Here is a 12,639-nt window from a genome sequence, read left to right as displayed (position 1 = left end):
GATCAGTCCTGCAGGTCGGGCGGTGGTGCGCTGGGCGGCTTGGCGGTCAGCGAGGTGATCTTGATCAGCAGCGCCAGGTGGCCGCCATCCAGGTAGTTGAGCTGGTTGTTCTTGGTGCGTACATCCTTCTGGCTCAAGTGTTCGCTGGCGATCACGCTGCCGTTGCTGTCGAACTGGTTGATCCAGAAGTCGGCATCGATGTCGGTGAAACGACCCAGCTGCAGGTTCAGCACACCCTCGATAGGGAATTGGCCGAACTGCTCCTGGCCATCGGTGATGGCGATCTTCACTGGTTGCTCGCCCAGGTTCTGTTCCCAGGCTTTGTGCGCGAGCACGGTGTAGTTGGAATCGGCGCGCAGCTTGTCGACGATGTTACCCAGGCGCGGCGGGCTCATCCGCTCGCCCAGGCGCGGCGCACCGCCATCCCAGTTTTCCGGGGCCGCGCGGCTGTTGATCACAGGCTCCGCATTCTGGCGCACCAGGATCATTTCCACGTGGTAGGGGCTGTCGGCAAAGGCTGAAGGCGCGAGTACCACCAACAACAGGCTCAGAATGCGGAACACGCGCATGGAGGCGTCCTTCAAGCGGATTTCGGAATGAGGCGCTCAAACAGCGCCTCCAGGGTATTGAAGCGTTCTTCGGCACGTTCCATCGGCACCATGAACTTGAACAGCGTAGCCCCTTCGAACTTGTAGCGGTTGGGCTGGCCCTGGATCAGCTTGATCAGTACCAACGGGTCCACCGGCGTCTGGGCTTCGAATTCGATACGCCCGCCTTGCGGCCCGGCGTCGACCTTCTTGATGCCCAATTGCTCGGCCTGCAACTTGAGCAGGGTCAGGCGCACCAGGTTCTTGGTCGGCTCCGGCAACAGACCGAAGCGGTCGATCATTTCCACTTGCAGGTCCTTGAGACCTTCTTCGTCGGTGGCCGAGGCAATGCGCTTGTACAGGATCAGCCGCGCATGCACATCCGGCAGGTAGTCTTCGGGAATCAGCGCTGGCAGGCGCAGGTTGATTTCCGGGCCACCGCCCAGCGGTTGATCGAGGTTCGGTTGCTCGCCCTTGCGAATGGCTTTCACCGCGCGTTCCAGCATCTCCATATAGAGGGTGAAACCCACCGCCTGGATCTGCCCGCTCTGGCCGTCGCCGAGCAGTTCGCCGGCGCCACGGATTTCCAGGTCGTTGGTGGCCAGCACAAAGCCTGCGCCCAGGTCCTGGGTGTTGGCGATGGCTTCCAGGCGCTTTTCCGCATCGCTGGTAATTTGCTGGCGCGGCGGCGTCAGCAGGTAGGCATAGGCTTGGTGGTGGCTACGCCCGACGCGGCCGCGCAACTGGTGCAACTGGGCCAGGCCGAACTTGTCGGCGCGCTCGATGATGATGGTGTTGGCGCTGGGCACGTCGATACCGGTCTCGATGATGGTCGAGGCGATCAGCACGTTGAAGCGCTTGTGGTAGAAGTCGCTCATCACCTGTTCGAGTTCGCGCTCGCGCATCTGCCCGTGGCCGATGGCGATACGCGCTTCCGGCACCAGTTCGGCGAGGTCGGCGGCGCACTTCTCGATGGTCTTCACATCGTTGTGCAGGTAATACACTTGGCCACCGCGCAGCAATTCGCGCAGCAGCGCTTCCTTGACCGTGCTTTTGTTCTGTTCCATCACGAAGGTGCGCACCGACAGGCGGCGCGCCGGCGGCGTGGCGATGATCGACAGGTCGCGCATGCCCGACACCGCCATGTTCAGCGTGCGTGGAATCGGCGTGGCGGTGAGGGTGAGGATGTCGACTTCACTGCGCAGGGCCTTGAGTTGCTCCTTCTGGCGCACGCCGAAGCGGTGTTCTTCGTCGATGATGACCAGGCCCAGGTTCTTGATCTTCACATCGTCCGACAGCAGCTTGTGCGTGCCGATCACGATATCGATCTTGCCTTCGGCCAGGTCGGCAATCGCGGCATTGACTTCCTTGGCCGATTTGAAGCGGCTCATCACTTCCACCGTCACCGGCCAATCGGCAAAGCGGTCGCGAAAGCTGTTGTAGTGCTGCTGGGCGAGCAGGGTGGTTGGCACCAGGATCGCGACTTGACGGCCACCGTGCACCGCAATGAAAGCTGCGCGCATCGCCACTTCGGTCTTGCCGAAGCCCACATCGCCGCACACCAGGCGGTCCATCGGCTTGGGCGCGAGCATGTCGGCGCGCACCGCTTCGATGGTGGTCTGCTGGTCGGGGGTTTCTTCGAAGGCGAAGCCGGCGCTGAAGGTGGCGTAGTCGGCTTTCGGGTCGGCGAACGCATAACCTTCGCGCGCGGCACGGCGGGCGTAGATGTCGAGCAATTCGGCAGCCACGTCGCGCACCTGTTCGGCGGCCTTGCGCTTGGCTTTCTGCCAGGTTTCGGAGCCCAGGCGATGCAAGGGCGCCAGCGCGTCATCGCTGCCGGTGTAGCGCGCGATCAAGTGCAGGCTGGCCACCGGCACGTAGAGCTTGGCGCCTTCGGCGTATTCCATGGTAAGGAATTCGGCGGCCTGGTTGTCGATTTCCAGGGTTTGCAAACCGAGGTAGCGGCCCACGCCGTGGTCGATGTGCACCACGGGCGCGCCTTCGCGCAGTTCGGTGAGGTTCTTGATCACCGCATCGTTATTGGCATCGGCGCGTTTTTCGCGGCGGCGACGCTGCATCACGCGTTGGCCGAACAGCGGGCTCTCGGCGATCAGGGCCAGGGCCGGATCATCCAGCGACAGGCCTTCATCCAACGGTGCGATGGTGATCGCCAGGCGTTCTTTACTGTTTACAAAATCCGGCCAGCTGTCGACGGTCTTCGGTCGCAGCTTCAGGCGCTCCAACAACTCCAGCAGCACCTCGCGGCGGCCGGCGGACTCTGCGGTAAACAGCACGCGGCCAGGGAAGTCGCCGAGGAAGTTGGACAGCGCCTCCAGCGGCTGTGTGGCTTTGGCCTGGATAGCCAAATCCGGCAGCGCCGCTGCGGGGAAGCGCTCGCGGCCACTGCCGGCGTCCACATCCTGCTGGCTGGCCACAACGCGCGGCCAGCTTTTCAGGCGGGCGAAGCAGTCTTCGACCGGCAGGAACAATTCGGCAGGCGGCAATAAAGGCCGGGACGGGTCGACGCGGCGCTCTTCGTAGCGGTTGCGTACGTCGTTCCAGAAGTTTTCCGCCGCCTGTTCGATGCCCGGCAGCGAGAACACCTGGGTGTCCTGGGGCAGGTAGTCGAAGAGGGTGGAGGTTTCATCGAAGAACAGCGGCAGGTAGTACTCGATACCGGCCGGGGTAATCCCGCTACTCAAGTCCTGGAAGATCGGGCAACGGCGGAAGTCCACGTCGAAGCGCTCGCGAAAGCGCGCCTTGAAACGCGTGACCGCGTCTTTTTGCAGGGGAAATTCCCGTGCCGGCAGCAACTTGATCGACTCGACTTTATCGATGGAGCGCTGGTTTTCCGGGTCGAAGGTGCGCAGCGTTTCGATCTCGTCATCGAACAGGTCGATGCGATACGGCAACTTGCTGCCCATCGGGAACAGGTCGATCAGCGCACCGCGCACCGCGAATTCACCATGCTCGTACACGGTGTCGACGCAGCGGTAGCCGCTGGCCTCGAGGCGCGTGCGCATCTGCTCCACATCAAGCTTCTGGCCGATGTCCAGCACCAGGCTGCTGCCGAGCAGGAATTTGGTCGGCGCCAGGCGATGCAGGGCAGTGGTGATCGGCACCACCAGCACGCCGTGAGCCAGTTCCGGCAGGCGGTACAGGCTGGCGATGCGCTGGGAAATGATGTCCTGGTGCGGCGAGAACAGGTCGTAGGGCAGGGTTTCCCAGTCCGGGAAATGCAGCACCGGCAAATCGGGGGCGAAGAAGCTCAGCTCCTGCTCCAACCGTTCGGCGCTTTGGCTGTCCGCGGTCAGCAGCAGGGTAAAGCGCTTGGCTGCACTGGCAGCCTCGGCAATGGCCAGGCTCAGGGCGGCACCGGGCAGGTTGCCCCAGTGCTGTTTACCTGCCGCGGCAGGGAGTAGCGGTAGACGCAGAACGGGCACGGAAGGTTGAGCTCCAAGCGTTGCGACAAAGTCGGTAATTGTAACGGCCAGAGGTGCCGCCTGTCAGTTGCTGACTGTGCCTATTACGGTTTGTTGGAAATGTAGTGGCTAAGACAAACAATCGTGGGTTTTGACTCAATATGTAGTGCCAAAATGCGCGAATGTTTAGGAGGGTTACGGACAAGTCGGCCTGCTCGTGAAACTAGTGGCCTTCTGGAACCCGCGTATTTCCTGGGCTGTAGCGCGGTGGTATTTTTTTGCAAGGGGTTTTTGTTGCCTGTCGCGCATTGCTCAACGGTCAGTCGGACGACATAATGTAGCCCCTTTTTTCAGCCCCTACATGTGGAAGGTTCCCGTGACTCAGAAGCCCGACCAGTGTCTTGGTGAATGGATCGACCGTGAAGCACTCGCTGAAGCGATGATTCCGCTTATCGGTCAGCTGTACCGCAATAACAATGTGGTGAGCTCGATCTATGGCCGCAGCCTGATCAACCAGTCCGTCATCGCGATTCTCAAGGCGCACCGCTTTGCGCGCCACCGTTCTGCCGACGACAGCGAACTCTCCGTCCACGAAACATTCCCACTGCTCAAGGCCATGAGCGAGCTCAAGCTCGGCGCGGCTTCGGTCGACCTGGGCAAGCTGGCCTACAAATTCCGCAAGGAAGGCGCGGGTCGCAGCGCCGAGCAGTTCGTGCGTGAAGAAATGACCGAGGTGGTCGGCCAGCAAAACGCCGCTGCCCGCAAAGGCACCGACGTGGTGCTCTACGGCTTCGGTCGTATCGGCCGCCTGCTGGCGCGCATCCTGATCGAAAAAACCGGCGGCGGCGACGGCCTGCGCCTGCGTGCCATCGTCGTGCGCAAAGGCGCCGAGAACGACCTGACCAAGCGCGCCAGCCTCTTGCGCCGCGATTCGGTACACGGTCCGTTCAACGGCACCATCGTCATCGACGAAGCAAACAACACCATCACCGCCAACGGCAACCTGATCCAGGTGATCTACGCGAAGAACCCGTCCGAGGTGGATTACACCCAGTACGGCATCAAGGACGCCCTGCTGGTGGACAACACCGGCGTATGGCGCGATGCCGAGGGCCTGGGCCAGCACCTGGCCTGCCCGGGTGTCGACCGCGTTGTTCTGACCGCGCCTGGCAAGGGCAAGCTCAAGAACATCGTGCACGGTATCAATCACGCCGAAATCACCGCTGACGACAAGATTGTGTCCGCCGCTTCCTGCACCACCAACGCCATCGTGCCGGTGCTCAAAGCTGTGAATGACAAGTTCGGCATCGTCAACGGCCACGTCGAGACTGTTCACTCCTACACCAACGACCAGAACCTGATCGACAACTTCCACAAGGGCGACCGCCGTGGCCGCAGCGCCGCGCTGAACATGGTGATCACCGAGACCGGTGCCGCCACCGCTGCCGCCAAGGCCCTGCCTGAGCTGGCCGGCAAGCTGACCGGTAACGCGATCCGGGTACCGACGCCGAACGTGTCGATGGCCATTCTCAACCTGAACCTTGAGAAAGCCGCCACCCGCGAAGAGATGAACGAGTACCTGCGCTACATGGCGCTGCACTCCGATCTGCACAAGCAGATCGACTTCGTCAATTCCCAGGAAGTGGTGTCTACCGACTTCGTCGGCTCGCGCCACGCCGGTGTGGTGGACGCCGAAGCGACCATCAGCCAGGACAATCGCGTTGTGCTGTACGTGTGGTACGACAACGAGTTCGGCTACAGCTGCCAGGTGGTTCGCGTGATGGAAGACATGGCCGGGGTCAACCCGCCGGCGTTTCCGCGCTAAGCCTGAGTGTTGAATGAAAAAGGCCCCGACTGGTTCGGGGCTTTTTTATGCCTGCGGGTTTTGTGGTGCCTGGGAGGGCCTCATCGGGGGCAAGCCCCCTCCCACATTGGTATGTGTTCGCAAATCAAACTGTGGGAGGGGGCTTGCCCCCGATGGCGGTGTTAAGGCCGACCCTAATTGAGCAACTGGCCGCGCAACTCATCAGACAGCCCACTGGGCGCCAGCCAGATGCCCAGGTAAGCCCTCGCCAGTGCGTCATCGCCACTGCTGAACACCACCTGGCCATTGATCTCCAGGTTCAAACCACGGCCCGGGCGAAAATCCAGGGCATAGCGGTCACCGCTGCGAATATCCCGAAAGCGGGCGTGTAGCTTGTCTATCTCTGGATTCAAGCCGGCATTGGCTTGCTGGCGTTCCAGGGTGGCGCTGGCCGCCTTGATCACATCCGCGCGATCGATGTTGCGAAAGTAATACAGCATCAGGCGCAACGCTTTCTGTTGGTCCCAGGCTTGCTTTGCGGTCAGATCAGCCGGCGCGTACAGCGCCGCCGCATACACATCCGCCCAGAGATAATTGAGCACCGCCTGGTTTTTCAGCGCCAACCCCTCGACCTGCGCGGGGAAGCCAGCCTGCTTGAGTCGATCTGCATCACTGGCCTGGGCCGTGATCGACATCATCAGCATCAAACCGATAAAGAGTTGTCGCATAATGGCTGATCCTTGAATCGACGCTGCTTTGCGCCCTGTTAGTATGGCAACACTGGCCTACGACGCGACCAAGGGTTAATGTGCGCGGCGTTGAGCCTTATATAGACTGTGCCCCGGTTCACACACTTGAGCCAAATTGTCCTTCATGCCCGCTGGCCGCGGCATGATTTAGCCAGGCGTCCAACCGTACGCCTGGCCTGTTCTGAGGAGTACGCATGGCTGTCTACAACTACGACGTGGTGGTACTGGGTTCCGGCCCGGCTGGAGAAGGCGCGGCGATGAACGCTGCCAAGGCAGGACGCAAGGTGGCGATGGTCGACAGCCGTCGCCAGGTCGGCGGCAACTGCACCCACCTGGGTACCATCCCGTCCAAGGCGTTGCGTCACTCCGTGCGCCAGATCATGCAATTCAACACCAACCCGATGTTTCGGGCGATTGGTGAGCCGCGCTGGTTCTCGTTCCCGGACGTGTTGAAAAGCGCCGAGAAAGTCATTTCCAAGCAAGTCGCGTCGCGCACCGGCTTCTATGCCCGCAACCGCGTCGACCTGTTCTTCGGCACCGGCAGCTTCGCCGACGAGCAGACCGTCGAAGTGGTCTGCGCCAACGGCGTGGTCGAGAAACTGGTGGCCAAGCACATCATCATCGCCACCGGCTCGCGCCCATATCGCCCGGCGGACATCGATTTCCACCACCCGCGTATCTACGATAGCGACACCATCCTGAGCCTGGGTCACACCCCGCGCAAACTGATTATCTACGGCGCCGGCGTGATCGGCTGTGAATACGCCTCGATCTTCAGCGGCCTGGGTGTACTGGTGGAGCTGGTGGACAACCGTGACCAGTTGCTGAGCTTCCTCGACTCGGAAATTTCCCAGGCGTTGAGCTACCACTTCAGCAACAACAACATCACCGTGCGTCACAACGAAGAGTACGAGCGCGTTGAAGGCCTGGACAACGGGGTGATCCTGCACCTCAAGTCCGGCAAGAAGATCAAGGCCGATGCCTTGCTGTGGTGTAACGGGCGTACCGGCAACACCGACAAGCTGGGCATGGAGAACATCGGGGTCAAGGTCAACAGCCGTGGCCAGATCGAGGTGGACGAGAACTACCGCACCTGCGTGACCAACATCTACGGCGCCGGTGACGTGATCGGCTGGCCAAGCCTGGCCAGCGCCGCCCATGACCAGGGCCGCTCGGCGGCCGGCAGCATTGTCGACAACGGCAGCTGGCGCTACGTGAACGACGTGCCGACCGGGATCTACACCATTCCCGAGATCAGCTCGATCGGCAAGAACGAGCACGAACTGACCAAGGCCAAGGTGCCGTACGAAGTGGGCAAGGCGTTCTTCAAGAGCATGGCGCGTGCGCAGATTGCCGGTGAGCCGCAAGGCATGCTGAAGATCCTGTTCCACCGTGAAACCCTGCAAGTGCTCGGCGTACATTGCTTCGGCTACCAGGCGTCGGAGATCGTGCACATTGGCCAGGCGATCATGAATCAGCCGGGTGATCTGAATACGCTCAAGTATTTCGTCAACACCACGTTCAACTACCCGACCATGGCCGAAGCCTATCGGGTAGCGGCCTACGACGGCCTCAACCGGCTTTTTTGAGCGGCTCCGGCCGGTGGCCTGAGCCGGCCGGGGAGACCGATTTCAGTAATTCCCGAGGGTGGCAGTGGCCAAACCGGGAAAGTCTGTAATCAGGCTATCTACGCCGAAGTCGGCGAGCCTGCGCATCAGCGCAGGTTCGTTGACCGTCCACACGGATACATGCAAACCCTGGCGCTGGGCTTTTTCCAGCCGCTCGGGGGTGCACAGCGTCCAGTTCAACGCCAGATACTCACAGCCATAGTTCTGCGCGACCTTCAACGGGTCGAGCCAGGCATATTCGGCAACCAGCCCGCGTGACAGGTCGGGTGTGAGTTCAACCGCCGCTTTGAGCACTTCCCGCGAACTTGAGGTGACGGTGACTTTGTCCATCAGGCCAAAGCGCACGGCCATCTCGCGGATCGCCAGCACGGTGGTGGTGGCGCGGGTGCGCGAAGCGCTTTTGACTTCCAGCTGCCAGTGGTCGAAGTCGCACTTTTCGAACAATTCCTCCAGGCGCGGAATCGGGCAGGGGCTGACCCAGCCCGGGCCGCCTTTGCGCGCATCCATGTTCACCAGGTCCGCCGCCGAGTACTCGACGACTTTGCCGCGTCGGTCGGCCGTGCGCTTGAGGGTGGGGTCGTGGATGACCATCAGTTCGCCGTCCATGGACAGGTGCAGGTCCAGTTCGCAGCGGCGTACGCCGTGCTTGAGGCATTCCTGAAAGCTGGTCAGGGTATTTTCCGGTGCTTCGCCTTTGGCACCGCGATGGCCGTAAATCAGGGTCACAGTTGCTCCTTTGCGCCAGGATGGCTGGCGTCGTGAATACGCATTCAGAGATCGTCGTTTTGTTCTCGCGCCAGGCGGCGTTCCTGGGCCTGTTTCTGCAGGATGTAGCGCGCCAGCAGCTGGCGTTGGGCGTCGGTCATGGATTCGAATTCCGTGCCCACATCGAAGCCGTCGCCCTTGGGATCGCAATGGGTCACTCGCGCGCGCAACAGCAGGCCGAGCGCCTGGGGCATCAGCACCAGCTTGACCGCCAGGTGCGTGTCGGGAGCCAGCGGCGTAGGGTGCTGGAAGTCGATGCCGCCTTCGGAAAGGATCACCGGCTGCGGCGCGCCTACCTCACTGAGCAGCCCGCGGGCCATGACCTGGCTGAGCAGGTCCAGGCGCTTGTTCTGCACTTTGAGGAACGCCGCCAGGCTGCGGTCTTTTTCGTTGATCTGGCGCAGCAGGTGCTGGGCTTCGAATTCGCTGAGGTGCAATTCACTGAGCAGATTGAACAGCGGCGAATCATCCAGCAACACTTCCTTGCTCGCCGCGTCGGGAGCCGACAGGCTTTTGATTTGGAGTGCGATCATGTCGTCGATACGGTAGTATTCGCGGCGCTCTTCTTCATCTAATGTCGACATGGCGAACCCCAGGTAACGGTAATGGTCTGAGTGTAAAGCTGCTGACCAGACCCCGCCACCGGGACGTCTTCTTTTCCTCCGAACAAGCCCCGACATGTTCAGACCTCTCTTCGTATTTATCGGCACGCGTTATACCCGTGCAAAGCGTCGCAATCATTTTGTGTCGTTCATTTCGCTGACCTCGATGATCGGTCTCGCCTTGGGCGTGGTCGTGATGATCGTGGTGCTGTCGGTGATGAACGGCTTCGATCATGAGATGCGCACCCGCGTGCTGGGCATGGTGCCCCACGCGACCATCGAGGCCGAAGCGCCCATCAGCGATTGGCAAAGCCTGGCCGCCAAGGTCAAGCAGAACCCCAAGGTGCTGGCCGTTGCGCCGTTTACCCAGATGCAGGGGCTGCTGACCAATGACGGCAAGGTGCAGAAGATCCTGCTCAATGCCGTCGACCCGGCCCAGGAGCGCAACGTCTCGATCATCGACAAGTTCATGCTGCAGGGCAGGCTCGATGACCTGGCGCCCGGCAGTTTCGGCATCATCATCGGCGACAAGGCGGCGGCCAAGCTCGGTGTGAGCGTTGGCGACAAGCTGACCTTCGTCGCGCCGGAGGTCACCGTGACCCCGGCCGGCATGTTCCCGCGCATGAAGCGTTTTACCGTGGTCGGCACCTTTCATGTGGGCGCCGGCGAGATCGACGGCTACCTCGGCTTGACCAACCTCACTGACCTGGCCCGCCTGCACCGCTGGCAGCCGGACCAGGTGCAGGGCCTGCGCCTGAAGTTCAACGACCTGTTCGATGCGCCACGCGGCGCCTGGGAGATTGCCCAGCATCTGGGTGAATCCGAGTACTACGCCCGCGACTGGACCCGCACCCACGGCAACCTCTACCAGGCCATCCGCATGGAAAAAGCCATGATCGGCCTGCTGCTGTTGCTGATCGTCGCCGTGGCCGCCTTCAACATCATCTCCACGCTGGTGATGGTGGTGAATGACAAGAAGGGCGACATCGCCATCCTGCGCACCCTGGGCGCCACGCCGGGCCAGATCATGGCGATCTTCATGGTGCAGGGCACGGTGATCGGCGTGGTCGGCACCCTGATCGGCACCGCCGTCGGCATTCTCGCCGCGTTGAATGTCAGCGCCGCCATCGCCCTGCTTGAACAAGTGCTCGGACACAAATTCCTCAACGCCGACGTCTATTTCATCGACTACTTGCCCTCCCAGGTTCAGGCCCAGGACGTGCTGATGGTGGGCGGTGCCGCGTTGGTCCTGAGTTTCCTTGCCACCCTGTATCCAGCCTGGCGCGCGGCACGTACCCAGCCAGCACAGGCATTACGTTATGAGTGAATCGGGCATGAGTGAAAAAGCAATCCTGAGCTGCCGCAACCTGGGCAAATCCTACGAGGAAGGCCCGGAATCCGTGGTGGTGCTGGCCAACCTGCAACTTGAACTGCACCCCGGCGAGCGCGTGGCGATCGTCGGCAACTCCGGTTCCGGTAAAAGTACCTTGCTCAACCTGTTGGGCGGCCTCGACACGCCGTCCCAGGGCAGCGTATGGCTGGCCGGTGAAGAACTCTCGGCCCTGAATGAAAAGGCCCGTGGTCAGTTGCGCAACCGCTCGTTGGGTTTTGTGTACCAGTTCCACCACCTGCTGCCGGAATTCACCGCCCTGGAAAACGTGTGCATGCCACTGCTGATCGGCAAGACCGCGATCCCCGAGGCGCGCCAGCGTGCCACCGCCTTGCTGGAGCGCGTCGGCCTCGGCCATCGCCTGGAGCACAAGCCGGCCGAGCTGTCCGGCGGTGAGCGCCAGCGCGTGGCCATCGCCCGTGCGCTTGTGAACAACCCAGGCCTGGTGATGCTCGACGAGCCCACCGGCAACCTCGACTCCCACACAGCCCAGGGCATCAAGGACTTGATGCTGGAGCTGAGCACCCAGATGCGCACCGCGTTCCTGGTGGTGACCCACGACATGAGCATGGCCCGTCAGATGGACCGCGTACTGCATTTGCAGGAAGGTCATCTGGTCGCTATCTGACCGGCTGCAAGCCCGGTTTTTCGAGGCCGGGCTTTTTTATTTTTTCAGGCGGTGCACGCGAATGTTCAGACCGTTATCGATTTTCATCGGCACGCGCTATACCCGCGCCAAACGCCGCAACCGTTTTGTCTCGTTTATCTCGATGACCTCGATGATCGGCCTCGCCCTGGGCGTCTTGGCGATGATCGTGGTGCTCTCGGTGATGAACGGCTTCCAGCGCGAAATGAGCTCGCGCATCCTTGGCATGGTGCCCCACGCTACCATCGTCGGCGTAAAGCCGATCGATGACTGGCAGCCGGTGGCCGCTGCCGCGATGAAGAACCCGCAAGTGACGGCGGCGGTACCGTTCACACAGATGGATGGCATGTTCTCCTATAAAGGCGCGATGCAGCCGATTGAGATCAGCGGCGTCGACCCGGCCCAGGAAGGCAAGGTGTCGATCGTGGCCCAGCATATCGTGCGCGGCAAACTGGACGACCTGAAACCCGGCGAGTTCGGTGTGGTGATCGGCGACATCACCGCGCGCCGCTTTCGCCTGAACGTGGGCGACAAGCTGACCTTGATCGTGCCGGAAATCAGCACCGCGCCGGGCGGCATCACGCCGCGCATGCAGCGTTTGAACGTGGTGGGTATCTTCAAGGTGGGTGCCGAACTGGACGGTTCCATGGCCTTGATCAACATGGCCGACGCGGCCGAAATACAGCATTGGCAACCCAACCAGGTACAGAGCGTGCGCCTGGCGGTGACCGACCTGTACGCGGCGCCCAAGGTCTCGGCGGATATCGCCGCCAGCCTCGGCGCGGCGTACAAGGCCGACGACTGGACCCACACCCAGGGCAGCCTGTTCAGTGCGATGAAGATGGAAAAGACCATGATCGGCCTGTTGCTGCTGATGATCGTCGCGGTGGCCGCCTTCAACATCATTGCCACCTTGATCATGGTGGTGAACGACAAGGGCGCCGACATCGCGATCCTGCGTACCATCGGCGCCACGCCTCGGCAGATCATGGCGATCTTCATGGTGCAGGGCACGGTGATCGGCGTGGTCGGCACCCTGATCGGCG

10 protein-coding genes are annotated in these 12,639 nt (G+C 61.7%); 5 read left to right on the top strand and 5 right to left on the bottom strand.

Annotation, left to right across the window (positions count from 1 at the left end; genetic code table 11):
- Window positions 1-2 precede the first annotated feature (2 nt).
- Both CIB54_RS06305 and mfd read right to left on the bottom strand, forming a co-directional pair.
- Entirely contained in the window at window positions 3-569 is a 567-nt protein-coding gene (locus CIB54_RS06305) for a CsiV family protein (RefSeq protein WP_101219113.1), read from the bottom strand.
- An 11-nt stretch (window positions 570-580) separates the two neighbouring features.
- On the bottom strand, window positions 581-4,030 hold the full coding sequence (mfd, locus tag CIB54_RS06300; protein WP_101219111.1) for a transcription-repair coupling factor: 3,450 nt from the start codon (window positions 4,028-4,030) through the stop codon (window positions 581-583).
- A 340-nt stretch (window positions 4,031-4,370) separates the two neighbouring features.
- Between mfd and CIB54_RS06295 the strand changes: the two genes are divergently transcribed.
- Window positions 4,371-5,834, top strand: a complete 1,464-nt coding sequence (locus CIB54_RS06295; RefSeq protein ID WP_101219109.1) for a glyceraldehyde-3-phosphate dehydrogenase — start codon at window positions 4,371-4,373, stop codon at window positions 5,832-5,834.
- A gap of 173 nt (window positions 5,835-6,007) precedes the next feature.
- On the opposite strand, the gene CIB54_RS06290 is transcribed toward CIB54_RS06295, so the two are convergent.
- Entirely contained in the window at window positions 6,008-6,541 is a 534-nt protein-coding gene (locus tag CIB54_RS06290; protein ID WP_101219107.1) for a chalcone isomerase family protein, read from the bottom strand.
- 215 nt (window positions 6,542-6,756) lie between these two features.
- Between CIB54_RS06290 and sthA the strand changes: the two genes are divergently transcribed.
- On the top strand, window positions 6,757-8,151 hold the full coding sequence (sthA, locus tag CIB54_RS06285; protein WP_065950484.1) for a Si-specific NAD(P)(+) transhydrogenase: 1,395 nt from the start codon (window positions 6,757-6,759) through the stop codon (window positions 8,149-8,151).
- A 42-nt stretch (window positions 8,152-8,193) separates the two neighbouring features.
- Here sthA and CIB54_RS06280 read toward each other — a convergent pair whose 3' ends face one another.
- Together CIB54_RS06280 and CIB54_RS06275 are read right to left on the bottom strand one after the other, a co-directional pair.
- Window positions 8,194-8,916 carry a glycerophosphodiester phosphodiesterase gene (locus CIB54_RS06280; protein ID WP_101219105.1) on the bottom strand — a complete coding sequence of 241 codons (723 nt, stop codon included), beginning with the start codon at window positions 8,914-8,916 and terminating at the stop codon, window positions 8,194-8,196.
- Between the two features lie 44 nt (window positions 8,917-8,960).
- Entirely contained in the window at window positions 8,961-9,539 is a 579-nt protein-coding gene (locus tag CIB54_RS06275; protein ID WP_101219103.1) for a PilZ domain-containing protein, read from the bottom strand.
- Between the two features lie 94 nt (window positions 9,540-9,633).
- Between CIB54_RS06275 and CIB54_RS06270 the strand changes: the two genes are divergently transcribed.
- The 3 genes from CIB54_RS06270 to CIB54_RS06260 all read left to right on the top strand — a co-directional run.
- Window positions 9,634-10,884: a lipoprotein-releasing ABC transporter permease subunit gene (locus CIB54_RS06270; RefSeq protein ID WP_101219101.1), complete on the top strand. Its 1,251-nt coding sequence runs from the start codon at window positions 9,634-9,636 to the stop codon at window positions 10,882-10,884.
- Window positions 10,885-10,891: 7 nt separating this feature from the next.
- A complete protein-coding gene (lolD, locus tag CIB54_RS06265; protein WP_198557186.1) occupies window positions 10,892-11,575 on the top strand; it encodes a lipoprotein-releasing ABC transporter ATP-binding protein LolD in 684 nt (227 codons plus the stop codon).
- A gap of 61 nt (window positions 11,576-11,636) precedes the next feature.
- On the top strand, window positions 11,637-12,639 hold a 1,003-nt coding region (locus tag CIB54_RS06260; RefSeq protein ID WP_101219097.1), incomplete at its 3' end, for a lipoprotein-releasing ABC transporter permease subunit.

The organism is Pseudomonas fluorescens, from assembly GCF_002837185.1.
Classification (GTDB): Bacteria; Pseudomonadota; Gammaproteobacteria; order Pseudomonadales; family Pseudomonadaceae; genus Aquipseudomonas; species Aquipseudomonas fluorescens_AM.
This window is presented reverse-complemented; position numbering and strand designations above follow the sequence as displayed.